An 18705-nucleotide genomic window follows, 5' to 3' on the forward strand; every position below is an offset into this window, starting at 1 on the left:
CTACTTCACCATGGTGTCGAGCTGCGCGACCGGGTTGTGCCGCACGTCGGTGCCTTTGACCACGTAGATGATCTGTTCGGCCAGGTTCTTCGCGTGGTCGCCGACGCGCTCGATCGCCTTGGCGACGAAGACGAGATCGATGCTCGCGGAGATCGTGCGCGCGTCTTCCATCATGAAGGTGATCAGCTTGCGCATCAGACCCTCGAACTCCTGGTCGATCTGGTCGTCCTGCTTGATCACCTCGACGGCCTTGTCGACGTCGAGCCGCGCGAAGGCGTCGAGCGACTTGCGCAGCAGCGCCGTGGCGAGCGAAGCCTCGAAGGACACGTCGGCCACCGGCATCTTCAGGCGCGACGACATGCCGGTCGCAACCAGCCGCTGCACCGTGCGCGCGACGCGCGCCGCTTCGTCGCCGACGCGCTCGAGATTGCCGATGGTCTTGCTGATCGCGATCAGCAGCCGCAGGTCGCGCGCGGTCGGCTGCCGGCGGGCGATGATCGACGACAGGTCGCGGTCGATCTCGACTTCCATCAGGTTGACCTTCTCCTCCTGCACAAGCACCTGCGCGGCGGTCTCTTCGCTGAAGTTGGTCAGCGCATAGATGGCCTGCGCGACCTGCGCTTCGACCAGGCCGCCCATTTCGAGCACGCGCGTCGAGATGCCGCTCAGCTCGCTGTCGAACTGCGTCGAAAGATGCTTGTCCATCGTCGTCTCCACGTCAGCCGAAGCGGCCGGTGATGTAGTCCTCGGTGTCCTTCTTCTTCGGCTTCATGAACAGCTCCGAGGTGGGGCCGAACTCGATCAGGTCGCCGAGGTACATGTAGGCGGTGTAGTCCGAGCAGCGCGCGGCCTGCTGCATGTTGTGGGTGACGATCACGACGGTGTAGTCGGCCTTCAGTTCGTGGATCAGCTCTTCGATCTTGCCGGTGCTGATGGGGTCGAGCGCCGAGCAGGGTTCGTCGAGCAGCAGCACCTCCGGCTTGATCGCGATGCCGCGCGCGATGCACAGCCGCTGCTGCTGGCCGCCCGAAAGGCCCGAGCCGCTTTGCTGCAGCTTGTCCTTCACTTCGTTCCACAGCGCAGCCTTCTTCAAGGCCCACTCGACCCGCTCGTCCATCTCGGCGCGCGGCAGGCTCTCGAACAGCTTCACGCCGAAGGCGATGTTGTCGTAGATCGACATCGGGAACGGCGTCGGCTTCTGGAACACCATGCCGATCTTGGCGCGGATCAGCGAAACGTCGTCCTTGGTGTCAAGCACGTCCGTGCCGTCGAGCAAGATCTGGCCTTCTGCGCGCTGCTCGGGGTAGAGCTCGAACATGCGGTTGAAGGTGCGCAGCAGCGTGGACTTCCCGCACCCTGAGGGGCCGATGAACGCGGTGACTTTGCCGGCCGGGATGTCCATGTTGATGTTCTTCAGCGCATGGAAGTGGCCGTAGTAGAAGTTCAGGCCGCGCACCGCGAGCTTGGCCTTCTCGGTCACCGGGAGTTCGACTTTGGTGTCCATGGTCCAGTCCTTCGCTCAGTGCTTGTTGCGGAACAGCGCGCGCGCCAGGATGTTGAGCACGAGCACGCCGATCGTGATCAGGAACACGCCCGCCCAGGCCAACTTCTGCCAGTTCTCGTAGGGGCTCATCGCGAACTTGAAGATCGTCACCGGCAGGCTCGCCATCGGCTGGCCGAGGTTGCTGGTCCAGAACTGGTTGGACAGCGCGGTGAACAGCAGCGGCGCCGTCTCGCCGGCGACGCGCGCTAGCGCCAGCAGCACGCCGGTCATCACGCCGGCCATCGCGGCCTTCAGCGTGATGGTGAGGATCACCTTCCACTTCGGCGTGCCCAGCGCGTAGGCCGCCTCGCGCAACGCGTTGGGGATCAGCGCGAGCATGTTCTCGGTGGTGCGGATCACCACCGGAATCACGATCAGCGCGAGCGCCAGCACGCCGGCCCAGCCGGAGAAGGTCTTGAAGCGAGCGACCACCGCCGAATAGATGAACAGGCCGATGACGATCGACGGCGCCGACAGCAGGATGTCGTTGATGAAGCGGGTCGCGCCGCCGAGCCAGGTCTTCTGGCCGTATTCGGCGAGGTAAATGCCGGCGAGCACGCCAATCGGCGTGCCGAGCGCGGTGGCCAGGCCGACCATGAGCACCGAACCGAAGATCGCGTTCGCGAGGCCGCCGGTCTCCGCCAGCGGCGGTGGCGTCATCTCGGTGAACAGCGACAGCGAAAGCCCGCCGACGCCGAGCCGCACCGTCTCGACCAGGATCCAGATCAGCCAGAACACGCCGAAGGCCATCGCCGCGAGCGACAGCACGAGCGCGATGGCGTTGACCCGCTTGCGCGACGCGTGCTTGGCAAGCCGGGAGGCCTGCGCCGCCGAGCGCGGCGAGGGTTGCGCGATGGAGCTCATGTCCGCTTCCCTTCGCTCTTCTTCAGCCGCGAGAGCAGCAGCCGCGAAAAGGCCAGCACCACGAAGGTGATGAAGAACAGGATCAGGCCGAGGTAGATCAGCGAAGCCTGGTGCAGGCCCTCACCCGCTTCGGCAAATTCGTTGGCGAGCGCCGAGGAGATGCTGTTCGCTGCCTCGAACAGACTCAACGAGTTGAGCTGGTTGAAGTTGCCGATGACGAAGGTGACGGCCATCGTCTCGCCGAGCGCGCGGCCGAGGCCCAGCATGATCCCGCCGATGACGCCGGTCTTCGTGTAGGGCAGCACCACCTTCCACACCACCTCCCAGGTGGTCGAGCCAAGGCCGTAGGCCGACTCCTTCAGCATCGGCGGCGTCACCTCGAAGACGTCGCGCATCACCGAGGCGATGAACGGAATGATCATGATCGCGAGGATGATCCCCGCCGACAGGATGCCGATGCCCACGGGCGCGCCGCTGAACAGCGCGCCAAGGTAGGGCACGCCGCCGAAGGCCGCCTGCAGCGGCTGCTGCACGTAGGTGGAGAGGATCGGGCCGAAGACAAGCAGGCCCCACATGCCGTAGACGATCGAAGGCACAGCCGCCAGCAGCTCGATCGCAATGCCCAGCGGCCGCTTCAGCCAGCCTGGCGACAGCTCGGTGAGGAACAGCGCGATGCCGAAGCTCACCGGCACGCCGATCAGCAGCGCGATGAACGAGGTGGCGAGCGTGCCGTAGATCATCACGAGCCCGCCGTACTCGTTCTGCACCGGGTCCCACTGGCTGCGCCAGAGGAAGCTCAAGCCGTACTTCTCGATGGCGGGCCCGGCACCGATCACGAGCGAGACGATGATCCCGGCCAGCATCGCCAGCGTCAGGATCGCCGCGGCGTGCGCGAGCACCGAGAAGACGGTGTCCAGCCACGGCGCCGCCTTGCGTACCGGGGGCGGGCGATCCGCCGGCAGCGGTCGACTCATCTTCTTGTCGTCGGGGTACGGTGAAGCGGGGAATGTAGCGGCCACCGTGGTCTCCTCGGCTGCGTGGCGCTCGGCCAGCGGACTACTTGAAGGCGATCGCCTTGCCCGACGTGTCCTTGATGTTGTCGGCCCACTGCTTGCGCACGAGCTGCTTCACCGAATCCGGTAGCGGCACGTACTCGAGGTCGGCCGCCATCTGGTCGCCGCTGGTGAAGGCCCAATCGAAGAACTTCAGCGTCGCAGCAGCGTTGGCCGGCTTGTCCTGGCTCTTGTAGACCAGGATGAAGGTCGCGCCGGTGATGGGCCAGGCCTGGGCGCCGGGCTGCTCGGTCAGCACTTGATAGAAGCTCTTTTCCCACTGCGCGCCGGCAGCGGCGGCCTTGAAGTTCGCGTCGTCCGGCGCGACGAAGTTGCCCGCGGCGTTCTTCAGCAGCACGTGCGACATCTTGTTCTGCTTCGCGTAGGCGTACTCGACGTAGCCGATCGAATTCGGCAGGCGCGCGACGAAGGCCGAGACGCCTTCGTTGCCCTTGCCGCCCGCGCCGGTCGGCCAGTTGACCGCCGTGCCCTCGCCGGCTTTGGCCTTCCACTCCGGGTTGACCTTCGACAGGTAGTTGGTGAACAGGAAGGTGGTACCCGAGCCGTCGGCGCGGCGCACCGGCGCGATGGTCGCGTCGGGCAGCGCGAGGCCGGGGTTCAGCGCGGCAATCGCCGCGTCGTTCCACTTCGTGACCTTGCCGAGGTAGATGTCGCCCAGCACCTGGCCGGTGAGCTTCATCTGTCCCGGCGCGACGCCCTTGATGTTGACCACCGGCACGACGCCGCCGATCACGGTCGGGAACTGGATCATCGCGTCCTTCGCGAGCTCTTCGTCCTTCAACGGCGCGTCGGAGGCGCCGAAATCGACGGTCTTCGCCTTGATCTGACGGATGCCGGCGCCGGAGCCGACCGACTGGTAATTGATGCGTGCGCCCGTCGCCTTGTTGTAGGCATCGGCCCACTTCGCATAGACCGGGGCAGGGAAGGACGCTCCGGCACCGGTGATCTCCTGCGCGGAGGCGGAGCCGAGGCCGGCAACGGCGACTGCGAACGATGCGAGACGAAGCAACTTCAAGCTCATGGACGGCCTTTCGAAAGACGTGTGGCGAGGCGAAACGTGACGCGGTGCACTGTAGGAATGCCGCATGACAGCGCCGTGACGCCGGCGCATGCACCTCGGTAGCGCGGGCTTTGTGACGGCGTCTTCACGGCTGCGTCACGAATCCGTCATCCGCGCTGCCTAAGCTGCGCCGCGCTGTGAATTCGCGTCTTTCAACCCCTTCTGGAGGAGCTTCCATGAACAAGCGCGCCCTGCTTTGCGTCGCCTCTTCGGCGCTGCTGGCCTTGGCCGGTTGCGCGTCGATGTCCGGGCCCAAGACGATCGCCCAGACCGCCGCCGCAACGCCGAGCCTTTCGACGCTGAACAAGCTGATCGCCGACGCCGGCCTGACCGACACGCTGAACGGCACCGGCCCCTATACCGTTTTCGCGCCGACCGACGAAGCCTTCAAGGCGGTGCCTGCGAAGACGCTCGCGGATCTGGCCAAGGACAAGGAGCAACTCAAGGCCGTGCTGACCTACCATGTGCTGCCGGGCAAGGTTACGGCCGGCGACGTCAAGACCGGAGCGGTGAAGAGCATCCAAGGCGCGAACCTGAACGTGGCGAAGGCCGGCGGCTTCGTCACCGTCGAAGATGCCCTCGTCACGCAGGCCGACGTGACGGCGAGCAACGGGGTCGTCCACGTGATCGACAAGGTGCTGATCCCCCCGAAGCGCTGACCGGTACCGCCGGCCTGCGCCTCGCGCTCAGGCCTGGCGCAGCACCGCGGCGAGCGTCTCGGCACACCGCCGCGCGAGCGCCGCATCGTCGGCCTCGACCATCACGCGCACCAGCGGCTCAGTGCCCGACGGGCGGATCAGCAGGCGGCCGCGCGTGCCGAGTTCCGCGATCGCGCTGGCCCGGGCATCGGCAAGCGCGGCGTTCGCCTGCCAGTCCTGCCCCGGCGCGAGCCGCACGTTGATCAGCACCTGCGGGAACAGCTCCACGCCCCCGAGCCACTGCGCGACGCTGCGCTGCCTGTGCACCACCGCTTGCAGCACCTGCAGTGCGCTCACGAGGCCATCGCCGGTGGTGTGTTTGTCGAGCGCGATCAGGTGTCCCGAACCCTCGCCGCCGAGCGCCCAGCCGCGAGCGATCAACTCTTCCAGCACGTAGCGGTCGCCGACCTTGGCGCGCACGCAGGCGACGCCTCGGCGCTCGAGCGCCTGTTCGACGGCGAGGTTGGTCATCAGCGTGCCGACGACACCGGGCACCGCCTGGCCCCCGTCGAGCCGGTCGAGCGTCATCAGCAACAAAAGTTCGTCGCCGTTATAGAGGCGGCCCGAGGCATCGACGAGCTGCAGGCGATCGGCGTCGCCGTCGAGCGCGATGCCGTAGTCGGCGCCCTGCTCCTGCACTGCGCGCACCAGCGCTTCGGGCTGCGTGGCGCCGAAGCCGTCGTTGATGTTCAGGCCGTTCGGCGCGCAGCCGATCGCGACCACGTCCGCGCCAAGCTCGTGGAACACGCTCGGCGCCACCTGGTAGGCCGCGCCGTGCGCCGCATCGACGACGAGCTTCAGGCCCTTCAGCGTGATCTCGTTGCCGACGGTGCTCTTGCAGAACTCGACGTAGCGACCCTGCGCATCGTCGAGTCGCCGGGCCTTGCCGAGACCCTGCGAATCGCACCATTGCGCGGGTTCGGCGAGCGCGGCCTCGACCTGGCGCTCCCAGGCCTCGGGCAGCTTCTCACCGCGGGCCGAGAAGAACTTGATGCCGTTGTCGCCGAAGGGGTTGTGCGAGGCGCTGATGACGACGCCGAGATCGAGGCGCAGCGCGCGCGTGAGGTAGGCGACGCCCGGCGTGGGCAGCGGGCCGGTCAGAAGCACGTCGACGCCGGCCGACGCGAAACCGGCTTCGAGCGCCGACTCGAGCATGTAGCCGGAGATGCGCGTGTCCTTGCCGATCAGCACCATCGGCTTGACGGCGCCCGTGCCCTTGTTCGCGCGCAGCACGCGGCCGACGGCATGGCCCAGGCGCAGCACGAAATCCGCGGTGATCGGCGCCTGGCCGACCGCGCCGCGGATGCCGTCGGTGCCGAAATAGGTTCTGTTCATGCGCCGGGATTGTGCCGGCCGGTGTCGCAGCGCCGACTTCTCAGCCTGGCAATCCGGCCGCGCGCCACACCTTCAGCGCATCGACCGTCTCCGCCACGTCGTGCACCCGGACGATCCGAGCGCCACGCTGCACCGCGGCCAACGCAGCCGCGACGCTCGGCACGAGCCGGTCGCCGACGGCTTCCCGGCCGGTGATGCGCCCAAGGCTGCCCTTGCGCGACCAGCCGGCCAGCACCGGCACCCCGAGCGCGAGCAATTCGCCTTGCCGCTCGAGCAGCGCGAAGTTGTGCTCGGTGCGCTTGCCGAAGCCGATGCCGGGATCGATCGCGAGGCGCTCGCGTGCGACGCCGGCGGCAGTGACCGCCTCGACCCGCTCGCGCAGGAAGCGCCGCACCTCGACCACCACGTCGTCGTAGCGCGGGTTGCCTTCCTGCATCGACTTGGGCTCGAGGCCGCGCATGTGCATCAGGCACACGCCACAGCCCGGATGCGCGGCGACGGCCTCGACAGCGCCCGGCTCGCGCAGCGCCTTGATGTCGTTGACGATGTCGATGCCGAGATCGAGCGCCTCTCGCATCAGTGCGGGCTTGTAGCTGTCCAGCGAGATCGGCACGCCGAGCGCGAGTGCCTCGCGCAGCACCGGCAGCACGCGCGAGCGTTCTTCGTCGAGGCTCACGGGTTCTGCGGAGGGACGGGTCGACTCACCACCGATGTCGAGGATGTCGGCACCATCGGCGAGCAGCTTCTCGCAGTGCGCCAAGGCTGCCGCGACGCCGGCATGGCGGCCGCCGTCGGAGAACGAATCGGGCGTCAGGTTGACGATGCCCATCACCCGCGGCGTCGCCAAGTCGATCCTGTAGCGGGTGGTCTGCCAATGCTGGGTCATCAGGGTCTCGGGAAAAGCAGAACGGGGCCGAAGCCCCGTTCCTGGTCGATCCTCGGCGTGGTCGTCAAACGGCCGCGGGAGCCCCGTCTGGGCTGACCGTCGGCGCACCACCGCTGCCGCCGCCTGCATTCGGACTGCTCGGCGCGCTCCAATCCTTCGGTGGGCGCGGGGGCTTGCCGGCCATGATGTCGTCGATCTGCTCGGCATCGATGGTTTCCCACTCGAGCAGCGCCTTCGCCATCGCGTGCATCTTCTCTTGGTTGCTTTCGATGTGGCGGCGCGCGATCACGTACTGCTCGTCAATGATCTTGCGGATCTCCTGATCGACCTTGCGCATCGTGTCTTCCGACATGTTGGTCGTCTTCGTGACCGAGCGGCCCAGGAAGACCTCGCCCTCGTTCTCCGAATACACCATCGGGCCGAGCTCGTCCGTCATGCCGTAGCGGGTGACCATGTCGCGCGCGAGTTGCGTCGCGCGCTCGAAGTCGTTGCTGGCGCCGGTGGTCATCTGGTTCATGAACACCTCTTCGGCGATGCGGCCCCCGAACAGCACGCTGATGGTCGAGAGCATCCGCTCCTTGTCCATGCTGTAGCGGTCACCCTCGGGCAGTTGCATCGTCACGCCGAGCGCGCGACCGCGCGGGATCACCGTCACCTTGTGCACCGGGTCGGTCTTGGGCATCAGGCGCGCCACCAGCGCGTGGCCTGCCTCGTGGTAGGCCGTGTTGCGACGCTCCTCCTCGGGCATGACCATCGACTTGCGCTCGGGGCCCATCATGATCTTGTCCTTGGCCTTCTCGAAGTCGACCATCTCGACGACGCGCGCACTGCGGCGTGCGGCGAAGAGCGCGGCCTCGTTGACCAGGTTCGCCAGATCGGCACCACTGAAGCCTGGCGTGCCGCGGGCGAGGATGTCGGCGCGGATGTCCTGGCCGATCGGCACCTTGCGCATGTGCACGTTGAGGATCTGCTCGCGGCCACGCACGTCGGGCAACGTCACGTAGACCTGCCGGTCGAAGCGGCCGGGACGCAGCAGCGCCGGGTCGAGGATGTCGGGCCGGTTGGTGGCGGCCATCACGATGACGCCGAGGTTCGTCTCGAAGCCGTCCATCTCGACGAGCATCTGGTTCAGCGTCTGCTCGCGCTCGTCGTTGCCGCCGCCCAGGCCGGCCCCGCGGTGGCGGCCGACAGCGTCGATTTCGTCAATGAAGATGATGCATGGCGCGTTCTTCTTGGCTTGCTCGAACATGTCGCGCACGCGGGCCGCACCGACGCCGACGAACATTTCGACGAAGTCGGAGCCGCTGATGCTGAAGAACGGCACCTTCGCTTCGCCGGCGATCGCCTTCGCCAGCAGCGTCTTGCCGGTGCCGGGCGGGCCGACCAGCAGCACGCCGCGCGGGATGCGACCGCCGAGCTTCTGGAACTTTTGCGGGTCCTTGAGGAAGTCGACCAGCTCCTTGACCTCTTCCTTGGCCTCGTCGCAGCCCGCGACGTCCTGAAAGGTGGTCGAGTTGTTCGCTTCGTCGAGCATGCGCGCCTTGCTCTTGCCGAAGCTGAATGCGCCGCCTTTGCCGCCGCCCTGCATCTGGCGCATGAAGTAGATCCACACGCCGATCAGCAGCAGCATCGGGCCCCAGCTCACGAGGATGCTTACCAGCAGCGAGGGCTCCTCGCGCGGCTTCACGTCGAACTTGATGTTGTTGTTGCGAAGGTCGCCGACGAGACCGCGATCGAGGTAGGTGGCGGTGGAACGCAGCGGCTTGCCGTCGGTGGTGACCGCGCGGATCTCGGTGCCGCCAGCACCGTTTTCCTGCAGCGTGACGCTGGCGATGCGTTTGGCCTGTACTTCGTCGAGGAACTCGGAGTAGCCGATCTGGCTGCCGGCGGAAGCGGTCCGGTCGAACTGCTTGAACACCGTGAACAGCACCAACGCGATCACCAGCCAGACGGCGACCTTCGAAAACCAGGGGTTGTTCACTGCGGCTCCTTCTTCATGCCTCGCGACGGCGCAGCGCCGTCACAGGACCGACATATGCGATCAAGTTTAGTCCAGTCAAGTCCCGCGCCTCATGGTTTAAGGACTTCGCCGCCATAGGCGCAGCGAGGGAAACGCACCGGTTTCAAAGGTTTTCGCTGCGCCTGGGCGTTGCCTTCAGACCAAGCCCCACCAGGAAGGTTTCCGCCGATCGATCACGCGAGGCCTTCGGCTTGATACGCTTGACAACTTTGAAGCGCTGCTTGAACTGCTCGACGAGCTGGCTGTAGCCGCTGCCGTGAAAAACCTTGCAAACCAGAGCGCCTTGCGGCTTCAGGTGCTTCTCCGCGAACTCCAACGCCAGCTCGACAAGCAGCGCGATGCGCGCCGAGTCCGACGACGCAACCCCGGAAAGGTTCGGCGCCATGTCGGACACCACCAGATCGACCGGCCGACCCGCCAGGGCGGCTTCCAGTTCGGCAAGAACGTCGGCTTCGTGGAAGTCGCCGCGGATGAAACGCACGCCTTCGATCGGCTCCATCGGCAACACGTCGAGCGCGACGATCGTTCCGTTCAATGCGCCGACCGCCGCGCCGCCCGCCCCGGCCTCCTTGGGCGCGAAGCGACGCCGCAGGTATTGGCTCCAGGCGCCGGGCGCGGAGCCAAGATCGACGACCAACTGCCCCGGCCTCACCAGCGCGAGCGCTTCGTCGATCTCCTTGAGCTTGTAGGCAGCGCGCGCGCGATAGCCCTCTTTGAGCGCGAGCTTCACGTAGGGATCGTTGATGTGATCGTTGAGCCAGGCCTTGTTGACCTTCTTGCTCTTGGTCTTGACCTTCATCGCGCTGCCGATAATGCCGTGATGCCCGCACTGACCTTGACCAGCGCCGAACGGCGCGCCCACCGCGCCGCCGCGCACCACCTCGATCCGGTCGTGATGATCGGCGGCGAAGGACTCACGCCTGGGGTGCAGAAGGAGGTGGCGGCCGCGCTCGACGCCCACGGCTTGATCAAGCTGCGCGTGATGGCCGACGACCGCAGCCTGCGCGAGACGGTTTTCGCCGAGTTGTGCGATCGGCTCGACGCGGCGCCGATCCAGCACATCGGCAAGCTGCTCGTGCTATGGCGCGCACCGGTCGAAAAGGCCAAAGCGGTGGACCAAGACCGCAAGGCCGGCCCGAAGGTGGTGAAGGTGCTCAAATTTTCGAAGAGCGGCAACCACCGGGCGCAGGTCAAGAAGCTCACCGTGCTCGGCAACCAGCGGCTTACTGCAGGCGGCATCGTCAAGCGCGCGAAGAAGCGCGTGACCAGCGCGAAGAAGAAGCCGGCTTGAGTCACGGCCCGGCGCTCGCGCGCCAAGCCAACGTCGCGACGAGCAGCAGCTTGACCGCATAGAGCGCACTCGACACGCCGTGCAAGACGCCGAACGAGAACGCGCCCTGCCCCGCCCGGGCCGCGTCCATCATCGGCTGGATCGCATGGTGGCCGAGCACCGTGCAAAACAGGGCGCCGAGCACCAGCATCAGTTCCGCCGTGACCCGCGAGCCTTCACCCGCCGCTGCACCACGCGCTGCCCGCCCGCGTTCGAGCAGGGCCAGCACGACGCACAACACGATGCTCGCCGTCGCCTCGATGGCGAACAAGCGCGACGCGACGCGGCCGGCCGCCGCCCGATCGAGCAGCGCGAACAGCGTCGGCGCGGCGACGAAGCCGATCGCCAGCATCAGTCCGGCCCAGAGTCCGGGCAGGCTGCGGCGAGCGCGCTCGGCCAACATCACACGTAACGCACTTCGACGATTTCGTAGCGCCTCACGCCTCCCGGCGCCTGAACCTCGGCAACCTCGCCGGCCTCCTTGCCGATCAGCGCGCGCGCGATCGGCGAGCCGACCGAGATGAGGCCCTGCTTCAGATCAGCCTCGTCCTCGCCGACGATCTGGTAGGTGACTTCCGAGCCCGTCTTGTCTTCCTCGAGATCGACGGTCGCGCCGAACACCACCTTGCCGCCGGCATCGAGCGCCGCGGGATCGATCACCTGCGCCGCGGCCATCTTTCCTTCGATCTCGAGAATGCGGCCTTCGATGAAGCCCTGCTTGTCCTTGGCGGCTTCGTACTCGGCGTTCTCCGACAAATCGCCCTGCGCGCGTGCCTCGGCGATCGCCTGGATCACCGCCTGGCGCTCGACGGTCTTGAGCCTTTGCAATTCCTCGCGCAGCTTCTGCGCGCCGCGCGTCGTCAGGGGGATGGTCGCCATGGTGTCGTCCGCTGGAAGTCATGCGGCGCCTCGATGCGCCGCGTCCAAAAAAATTCAGCCGCCTCGAAGACCGGGGCGGCCGCTGTCGAAACAAGTCTAGCGCGCGTCAGCCGAGCCCGGCATGCAGCTCCTGCAGCGAGCGCACGACGAGGTCGTCCTCGTGCTTCAAGGCTTCGACAACCGCCTCGCAGCCGGCCATCGTCGTGTAGTAGCTGACGCCGTTGGCGATCGCTGCGGTGCGGATGTAGCGCGAATCGGCGATCGCGGTGCGCGTCTCGTCCACGGTGGTGAAGACCAGTTGGATCTCGCCGGCCTTGATCAGGTCGGCGATGTGCGGCCGGCCCTCTTTCACCTTGTTGATGGGCTTCACCGGAATGCCCGCAGCGGCGATTGCCGCGGCCGTGCCCTTGGTCGCGACGACGCTGAAGCCAAGATCGACCAGATCGCCGGCGATTTTCACCGCACGGTCCTTGTCGGCGTTCTTTACCGTGATCACCACGGTACCTGCCGCGGGCAGGCGCACGCCGGCGCCGAGCTGGCTCTTGAACATCGCCTCGCCGAAGCTGGCGCCTGCGCCCATCACCTCGCCGGTCGAGCGCATCTCGGGACCGAGGATCGGATCGACACCCGGGAACTTGTTGAACGGAAAGACCGCCTCCTTCACGGCGGTGTAGGCCGGGATGACCTCGCGCGGCGGCTCGCCGTTCAGCGCGCGCTGCTGCGAGAGCTTCTGCCCGACCATGCAGCGCGCCGCGATCTTCGCGAGCGGCTGGCCGGTGGCCTTGCTGACGAAGGGCACGGTGCGCGAGGCACGCGGGTTGACTTCGAGCACGTACACGACCGCGTCGTCGCCTTCGCCTTGGATCGCGAACTGCACGTTCATCAAGCCGACGACCTTCAGCGCGTTCGCCATCACCGCGGTCTGCCGGCGCAACTCGTCCTGCAGCGCGGGGCTCAGCGAATACGGCGGCAGCGAACAGGCCGAGTCGCCGCTGTGGATGCCCGCGGCCTCGATGTGCTCCATGATCCCGCCGATCATCACGCCGCCCGGTCCTTCGCTGCCGTCGCTGATGCAGTCAACGTCGACCTCGACCGCGTCCTCGAGGAAGCGGTCCAGCAGCACCGGGGATTTCTCAGAAACGCGCACCGCTTCGCGCATGTAGCGCTCGAGGTCCTTGTCGCCATGCACGATTTCCATCGCACGGCCACCGAGCACGTAGCTCGGACGCACGACGAGTGGGTAACCGATTTCATTGGCCAGCGCGATCGCAGCGTCTTCGGTGCGCGCGGTGCGGTTCGGCGGCTGCTTCAGGCCGAGCTGATGCAGCAGTTTCTGGAAGCGTTCGCGGTCCTCGGCGATGTCGATGCTGTCGGGGCTGGTGCCGATGATCGGCACGCCGGCGCGTTCCAGCTCGAGCGCCAGCTTCAACGGCGTCTGCCCGCCGTACTGCACGATCACGCCGGCCGGTTTTTCCTTGTCGACGATCTCGAGCACGTCTTCCAGCGTCACCGGTTCGAAATAGAGGCGGTCGCTGGTGTCGTAGTCGGTCGAGACGGTCTCCGGGTTGCAATTGACCATGATGGTCTCGTAGCCGTCCTCGCGCATCGCGAGGGCCGCGTGGACGCAGCAGTAGTCGAACTCGATGCCCTGGCCGATGCGGTTGGGCCCACCGCCGAGGACCATGATCTTCTTCTTCCCGCTGGGCTCGGCCTCGCACTCTTCGTCGTAGGTCGAGTACATGTAGGCGGTCTGGGTCGCGAACTCGGCCGCGCAGGTGTCGACCCGCTTGTAGACCGGCCTCACGCCGAGCGCGTGGCGCGCCGCGCGAACGTCGTGCTGGCTGCTGCCCAGCAGCTTGGCGAGCCGCTTGTCGGAGAAGCCCTTGCGCTTCAAAAAGCGCAGCTCGTCCACGCCGAGCGTCGGCAGCGATCGTCCCGCCAGCGCCTTCTCGGCCGCGACGATCTCCTCGATCTGCGCAAGGAACCACGGATCGATCGCGGTCTCCTCGAAGATCTCTTCGCGCGTCATGCCCAGGCGCATCGCGTCGGCCACGTAGAGCAGCCGCTCGGGTCCCGGCTCGCCGATCTCCTGCTTGATCTCCTCGGCGTCGGTGCTGCGTTCGCTGAGGCCGTCGATGCCGGTCTCCAGACCGCGCAGCGCTTTTTGCAGGCTTTCCTGGAAGCTGCGGCCCATCGCCATCACCTCGCCGACCGACTTCATCTGCGTCGTCAGGCGCGAATTGGCGGCCGGGAACTTCTCGAACGCGAAGCGCGGGATCTTCGTGACGACGTAGTCGATGCTGGGCTCGAAGCTCGCGGGCGTCGCACCGCCGGTGATGTCGTTGCGCAGCTCGTCCAGCGTGTAGCCGACTGCCAGCTTCGCGGCGACCTTCGCGATCGGAAAGCCGGTGGCCTTCGACGCGAGCGCCGAGCTGCGCGAGACGCGCGGATTCATCTCGATCACGACCATGCGGCCGTTGGCCGGGTTGATCGCGAACTGCACGTTCGAGCCGCCGGTCTCGACGCCGATCTCGCGCAGGATCGCGATGCTGGCGTTGCGCAGCAGTTGGTACTCGCGATCCGTCAGCGTCTGCGCGGGCGCGACGGTGATCGAGTCGCCGGTATGCACGCCCATCGGATCGAGGTTCTCGATGGAGCAAACGATGATGCAGTTGTCCGCCTTGTCGCGGACGACCTCCATCTCGTACTCCTTCCAGCCAATGAGGCTTTCTTCGATCAGCAGCTCGTGCGTCGGCGAAAGGTCGAGTCCGCGCTTGCAGATCTCCTCGAACTCGTCCGGGTTGTAGGCAATGCCGCCGCCAGTGCCGCCCAGCGTGAAGCTCGGGCGGATCACCATGGGAAAGCCCGTGCCGCCGATGTCCTTGGTGATGCGGCGCTGCACCTCGAGCGCTTCGTCCATCGAATGCGCAATGCCGCTCTTCGCAGACGCGAGGCCGATGCTGGTCATCGCGTCCTTGAATTTCAGCCGGTCCTCGGCCTTCTCGATCGCATGCTCGTTGGCGCCGATCATCTCGACGCCATGCTTCGCGAGCACGCCGTGGCGAGCCAGATCGAGCGCACAGTTCAGCGCGGTCTGGCCGCCCATCGTCGGAAGCACCGCCATCTTCTCGTCGGGGCGCGCGGCGCGCTCCTTGGCGATGATCTTCTCGACGACGGCCCAGGTGATCGGCTCGATGTAGGTCGCATCGGCCATGCCGGGGTCGGTCATGATCGTCGCCGGGTTGCTGTTGACCAGCACGACGCGGTAGCCCTCCTCGCGCAGCGCCTTGCAGGCTTGCGCGCCGGAGTAGTCGAACTCGCAGGCCTGGCCGATGACGATCGGGCCGGCGCCGAGGATGAGGATGCTTTGGAGATCGTTGCGCTTGGGCATGGTCAGTGGGCCTTGTCCTGCGCGGTTTCGTTCATCAACGAGATGAATCGGTCGAACAGGTAGCCGATGTCGTGCGGGCCGGGCGAGGCTTCCGGATGGCCCTGGAAGCAGAAGGCGGGCCTGTCGGTGCGGGCGAGGCCCTGCAAGGTGCCGTCGAACAAGCTGATGTGCGTGGCCCGCAGGTTCGCCGGGAGCGTCTTCTCGTCCACCGCAAAGCCGTGGTTCTGGCTCGTGATGCTGACGCGGCCAGAGTCGAGGTCCTTCACCGGATGGTTCGCGCCGTGGTGGCCGAACTTCATCTTGAAGGTCTTTGCACCCGAGGCCAATGCCAGGATCTGGTGGCCGAGGCAGATGCCGAAGGTCGGCAGGCCGGTGTCGATCAGCTTGCGTGTGGCTTCGATCGCGTACCCGCAGGGCTCGGGGTCGCCAGGTCCGTTGGCAAGGAAGATGCCGTCAGGCTTGAGCAACAGCGCCTCGGCCGCGGGCGTGGTTGCCGGCACCACGGTGACTTGGCAGCCGCGCGAGGCGAGCATGCGCAGGATGTTGCGCTTCACGCCGAAGTCATAGGCGACGACATGGAAGCGCGGCGCCTGCTGCATGCCGAACCCCGGCAAGCCGCCTTCGCCGTCGAGCTGCCACTCGGTTTCGTTCCACACGTAGGGCATCGCGGTGCTCACGACTTGGGCGAGGTCGAGCCCGGCCATGTCGGGGGCGGCCTTCGCGCGCCGAAGCGCTTCGTCGATGTGTTCCACAGTCGGCTTGGCGCCTCGGGGCAAGGCGAGGATGCAGCCGTTTTGCGCGCCCTTCGTACGCAGCAGCCGGGTCAGGCGGCGCGTGTCGATGTCGGCGATCGCGACCGTCTGCTCGTCGCGCAGATAGGTGGCAAGGGACCGGGTCTTGCGGAAGTTCGACGCGAGCGCCGGAAGATCTTTGACGATCAAACCCGCGGCGTGGACCTTCGACGCTTCGACGTCCTGCTCGTTGACCCCCGTGTTGCCGATGTGCGGATACGTCAGCGTGACGATCTGCCGCGCGTAGCTGGGGTCGGTCAGGATTTCCTGGTAGCCGGTCAGCGAGGTGTTGAACACGACCTCGCCGCTCGTGTGGCCCTCTGCACCGATCGATCTGCCCTCGAAAGTCGTGCCGTCCGCAAGAACCAGAAGGGCACGGGGCAGATCGGGCAGCAGCACAAGGGACTCCGTCGATGACGCGCGCCCAGCGGGCCTTTGGTGGCCTCGTCCGGCGTGGAAACAGCGGATGTTCCGTTGGGCGGCTGGATTGCAGGAAAAGCGCGAGATTCTAGCCGGCAGTCTCGTTGCTTGGTCACCGACGCGGCGGTGGCGATGAGTGCGATTGACTCGCAGGCTGCTTCAGAGCGTCGACGTGGGGCCTTCCTCGTGGAGGCTGCGCACGGCTTCAATAATCACCCGCCCATCAAGGAGAAATGCCATGCAAGGCGACGCCCAAGTCATCCAGCACCTGAACGCCCAACTGAAGAACGAGCTCACAGCGATCAACCAGTACTTCATGCATTACCGGCTGATGAAGCATTGGGGCTTCGACCGGATCGCGAAGAAGGAATACGAGGAGTCGATCGGCGAGATGAAGCACGCCGACAAGCTGATGGACCGGATCCTGATGCTCGACGGCCTGCCCAACCTGCAGGACCTCGGCAAGCTGTTGATCGGCGAGAACCTCGTCGAGGCGCTGCGTGGCGATCTGACGCTCGAGCAGGCGGCGCAGGCGACCATCAAGGCCGGCATCGCGCATTGCGAGTCGGTGCGGGACTACGTCTCGCGCGACGTCCTTCAAGGAATCCTCGACGACACCGAGGAGCACATCGACTTCCTCGAGACGCAGCTGGGACTGGTCGATCAGGTCGGGCTGCAGAACTACCTGCAGTCGGCGATGGGGGAGCCGTCGTCCTGACGAAGATCCGCCCTGGCGGAAAAAGACCGCACCGCAAGGCTGGCCGTTCAGCCGGCTTGCGTTTAAGAGTGATTCCTATTTAAGATCAGCGCGTCGCATCCACCGACCGCGCCATGATCGTTTGCGTTTGTCACCGCGTTTCCGACCGCGACATCCGTCGCCAGGCGCAGGCGTGTTCGAGCTTCGACGAACTGCAGGTCGAAACGGGTGTGAGCACGGCTTGCGGCCGCTGCGGCGACTGCGCCCAGGCGGTGTTCCACGAGGCGCGTCACGGAGGCCTGCCGCGCACGGCGATCGCGATCCTCGAATGCCGTGCAGCTCCGCAACTTGCGGCCTGACCGGCATAGGCCGGGGCGGATCAACGCGCCAAGAGCTCGTGCAACGCCGCGATCCCGGCCCGCGCCACCTGGGCGTCCTCGGATGACTTCACGCCGCTGACGCCGACGGCGCCAAGGCACTGCCCGTCGCGTAGCACCGGCACGCCGCCTTCGAGCATGCCTTCGAGCAAGGGGGCGCTGAGGAACGCCGTGCGGCCTTGATTGATGATCTCCTCGTACACGCGCGATTCGCGCCGGCCAAGCGCCGCCGTCTGCGCCTTGGCCGGCGCGATCCGTGCGGAGATCGGCGCGGCGCCTTCCGTCCGCTTGAACCACAAAAGGTGGCCCCCATCGTCGACCACTGCGATCGACACCGCCCAGCCGTGCATGGCGGCCTCGGCCTCCGCGGCTCGGCCGATTCGATCCGCGTCCTCGGCCGTCAGCGCCCATTTGCTTTGCATCAATGTCTCCTTCGCTGTTCATCGGCGACCTGCCGCGACCGCGCAATGTAATCAGCGGGTTCGACGCCCCAACCACGGTGCTTCGGCAACGACGGCGGAACTAGAATCGCGCCGTCAGGTCCACGTCAACCATCACGCATCGCCGGAGGCTCTTTCGATGAACGACATGCTTCAAACGCCCTTCCCTGGTTCGGTCGCCGCTGGCGCCGAGCGCAACCGGGTTCTGCGCAACACCTACTGGCTGCTGGCTCTGTCCCTGGTGCCGACGGTCCTGGGCGCGTGGGTCGGTGTCGCGACCGGCTTTAGCTTCTTCGCCGGCAGCCCGCTGATCGGATTCCTGCTCTTCCTGGGCATTGCCTTCGGCTTTTTCTTCGCGATCAACAAGTTCAAGAATTCCGCGATCGGCGTCGTGCTGCTGCTCGGCTTCACGTTCTTCATGGGGCTGATGCTGTCGCGGCTGATCGGAGCAATTCTCGGCTTCTCGAATGGCGCTTCGCTGATCGCCTTCGCGTTCGGGGGCACCGCGGCGGTTTTCTTCACCATGGCGACGCTCGCCACGACGATCAAACGCGATCTGTCCGGCATGGGCAAGTGGCTCACGGTGGGCGCCATCGTGCTGCTCGTGGCGATCGTCGCGAACATCTTCCTGAAGATGCCGGCGCTGATGCTCACGATCTCGGTGCTCGCGATGCTGATCTTCTCGGCCTTCATGCTCTACGACATCAAGCGCGTGGTTGATGGTGGCGAGACGAACTACGTGACCGCGACGCTCGCGATCTACCTCGACGTCTTCAACGTGTTCCAGAGCCTGCTGAGCATCCTCGGCATCTTTGGCGGCGAACGCGAGTGACGCGAATCTGAACGCTTCGGCAAACACAAGAGGGCCTTCGGGCCCTCTTGTCCTTTGTGGCCTGCGGGC

Annotated in this window: 19 protein-coding genes; 5 read left to right on the forward strand and 14 right to left on the reverse strand. The window is 66.2% G+C overall.

The window, feature by feature from the left end; genetic code table 11:
- The 5 genes from phoU to pstS form a co-directional block, all read right to left on the reverse strand.
- Complete coding sequence (gene phoU / locus VFR90_RS07995; protein ID WP_326405580.1) at window positions 1-705, reverse strand: phosphate signaling complex protein PhoU; 705 nt, start codon at window positions 703-705, stop codon at window positions 1-3.
- A 13-nt stretch (window positions 706-718) separates the two neighbouring features.
- A complete protein-coding gene (gene pstB / locus VFR90_RS08000; RefSeq protein ID WP_326405581.1) occupies window positions 719-1504 on the reverse strand; it encodes a phosphate ABC transporter ATP-binding protein PstB in 786 nt (261 codons plus the stop codon).
- Window positions 1505-1519: 15 nt separating this feature from the next.
- Window positions 1520-2407: a phosphate ABC transporter permease PstA gene (pstA, locus tag VFR90_RS08005; RefSeq protein WP_326405582.1), complete on the reverse strand. Its 888-nt coding sequence runs from the start codon at window positions 2405-2407 to the stop codon at window positions 1520-1522.
- The gene (gene pstC / locus VFR90_RS08010; RefSeq protein ID WP_326405583.1) at window positions 2404-3381 is read right to left on the reverse strand and encodes a phosphate ABC transporter permease PstC; all 978 of its coding nucleotides are present in this window, start codon (window positions 3379-3381) and stop codon (window positions 2404-2406) included. The genes pstA and pstC overlap by 4 nt, the downstream gene beginning before the upstream one ends.
- Window positions 3382-3463: 82 nt before the next feature.
- Window positions 3464-4501: a phosphate ABC transporter substrate-binding protein PstS gene (gene pstS, locus VFR90_RS08015; RefSeq protein ID WP_326405584.1), complete on the reverse strand. Its 1038-nt coding sequence runs from the start codon at window positions 4499-4501 to the stop codon at window positions 3464-3466.
- Between the two features lie 215 nt (window positions 4502-4716).
- Here pstS and VFR90_RS08020 point away from each other — a divergent pair, with 215 nt between their 5' ends.
- Window positions 4717-5199: a fasciclin domain-containing protein gene (locus VFR90_RS08020; protein ID WP_326405585.1), complete on the forward strand. Its 483-nt coding sequence runs from the start codon at window positions 4717-4719 to the stop codon at window positions 5197-5199.
- 27 nt (window positions 5200-5226) lie between these two features.
- On the opposite strand, the gene glmM is transcribed toward VFR90_RS08020, so the two are convergent.
- The 4 genes from glmM to VFR90_RS08040 all read right to left on the reverse strand — a co-directional run bounded on the left by glmM (window position 5227) and on the right by VFR90_RS08040 (window position 10278).
- On the reverse strand, window positions 5227-6573 hold the full coding sequence (glmM, locus tag VFR90_RS08025; protein ID WP_326405586.1) for a phosphoglucosamine mutase: 1347 nt from the start codon (window positions 6571-6573) through the stop codon (window positions 5227-5229).
- Between the two features lie 40 nt (window positions 6574-6613).
- Entirely contained in the window at window positions 6614-7459 is an 846-nt protein-coding gene (folP, locus tag VFR90_RS08030) for a dihydropteroate synthase (RefSeq protein WP_326405587.1), read from the reverse strand.
- Window positions 7460-7523: 64 nt separating this feature from the next.
- Window positions 7524-9440 carry an ATP-dependent zinc metalloprotease FtsH gene (gene ftsH / locus VFR90_RS08035; protein WP_326405588.1) on the reverse strand — a complete coding sequence of 639 codons (1917 nt, stop codon included), beginning with the start codon at window positions 9438-9440 and terminating at the stop codon, window positions 7524-7526.
- 142 nt (window positions 9441-9582) lie between these two features.
- A complete protein-coding gene (locus VFR90_RS08040) occupies window positions 9583-10278 on the reverse strand; it encodes an RlmE family RNA methyltransferase (protein WP_326405589.1) in 696 nt (231 codons plus the stop codon).
- 21 nt (window positions 10279-10299) lie between these two features.
- Here VFR90_RS08040 and VFR90_RS08045 point away from each other — a divergent pair, with 21 nt between their 5' ends.
- Entirely contained in the window at window positions 10300-10770 is a 471-nt protein-coding gene (locus VFR90_RS08045; RefSeq protein ID WP_326405590.1) for a YhbY family RNA-binding protein, read from the forward strand.
- Between the two features lies 1 nt (window position 10771).
- Here VFR90_RS08045 and VFR90_RS08050 read toward each other — a convergent pair whose 3' ends face one another.
- From VFR90_RS08050 to carA, 4 genes are all read right to left on the reverse strand, one after another.
- Complete coding sequence (locus VFR90_RS08050; protein WP_326405591.1) at window positions 10772-11212, reverse strand: DUF4149 domain-containing protein; 441 nt, start codon at window positions 11210-11212, stop codon at window positions 10772-10774.
- Window positions 11212-11688 carry a transcription elongation factor GreA gene (gene greA / locus VFR90_RS08055; RefSeq protein ID WP_326405592.1) on the reverse strand — a complete coding sequence of 159 codons (477 nt, stop codon included), beginning with the start codon at window positions 11686-11688 and terminating at the stop codon, window positions 11212-11214. The genes VFR90_RS08050 and greA overlap by 1 nt, the downstream gene beginning before the upstream one ends.
- 106 nt (window positions 11689-11794) lie before the next feature.
- On the reverse strand, window positions 11795-15079 hold the full coding sequence (gene carB, locus VFR90_RS08060; RefSeq protein WP_326405593.1) for a carbamoyl-phosphate synthase large subunit: 3285 nt from the start codon (window positions 15077-15079) through the stop codon (window positions 11795-11797).
- A 2-nt stretch (window positions 15080-15081) separates the two neighbouring features.
- Window positions 15082-16266 (reverse strand): glutamine-hydrolyzing carbamoyl-phosphate synthase small subunit, encoded by a 1185-nt coding sequence (carA, locus tag VFR90_RS08065; RefSeq protein ID WP_326405613.1) that lies wholly within the window; start codon window positions 16264-16266, stop codon window positions 15082-15084.
- Between the two features lie 262 nt (window positions 16267-16528).
- Here carA and bfr point away from each other — a divergent pair, with 262 nt between their 5' ends.
- Both bfr and VFR90_RS08075 read left to right on the forward strand, forming a co-directional pair.
- Window positions 16529-17008: a bacterioferritin gene (bfr, locus tag VFR90_RS08070; RefSeq protein WP_326405594.1), complete on the forward strand. Its 480-nt coding sequence runs from the start codon at window positions 16529-16531 to the stop codon at window positions 17006-17008.
- Window positions 17009-17121: 113 nt separating this feature from the next.
- Window positions 17122-17346 (forward strand): (2Fe-2S)-binding protein, encoded by a 225-nt coding sequence (locus VFR90_RS08075; RefSeq protein WP_326405595.1) that lies wholly within the window; start codon window positions 17122-17124, stop codon window positions 17344-17346.
- Between the two features lie 20 nt (window positions 17347-17366).
- Here the strand turns inward: VFR90_RS08075 and VFR90_RS08080 are convergent, their stop codons facing one another.
- The gene (locus tag VFR90_RS08080; protein WP_326405596.1) at window positions 17367-17786 is read right to left on the reverse strand and encodes a GlcG/HbpS family heme-binding protein; all 420 of its coding nucleotides are present in this window, start codon (window positions 17784-17786) and stop codon (window positions 17367-17369) included.
- Window positions 17787-17943: 157 nt separating this feature from the next.
- On the opposite strand from VFR90_RS08080, the gene VFR90_RS08085 reads away from it, so the two are divergent.
- Entirely contained in the window at window positions 17944-18636 is a 693-nt protein-coding gene (locus VFR90_RS08085; RefSeq protein ID WP_326405614.1) for a Bax inhibitor-1/YccA family protein, read from the forward strand.
- The last annotated feature ends 69 nt before the right edge of the window (window positions 18637-18705 follow it).

It is taken from the genome of Methylibium sp. (genome assembly GCF_035762065.1).
Classification (GTDB): Bacteria; Pseudomonadota; Gammaproteobacteria; order Burkholderiales; family Burkholderiaceae_C; genus Methylibium.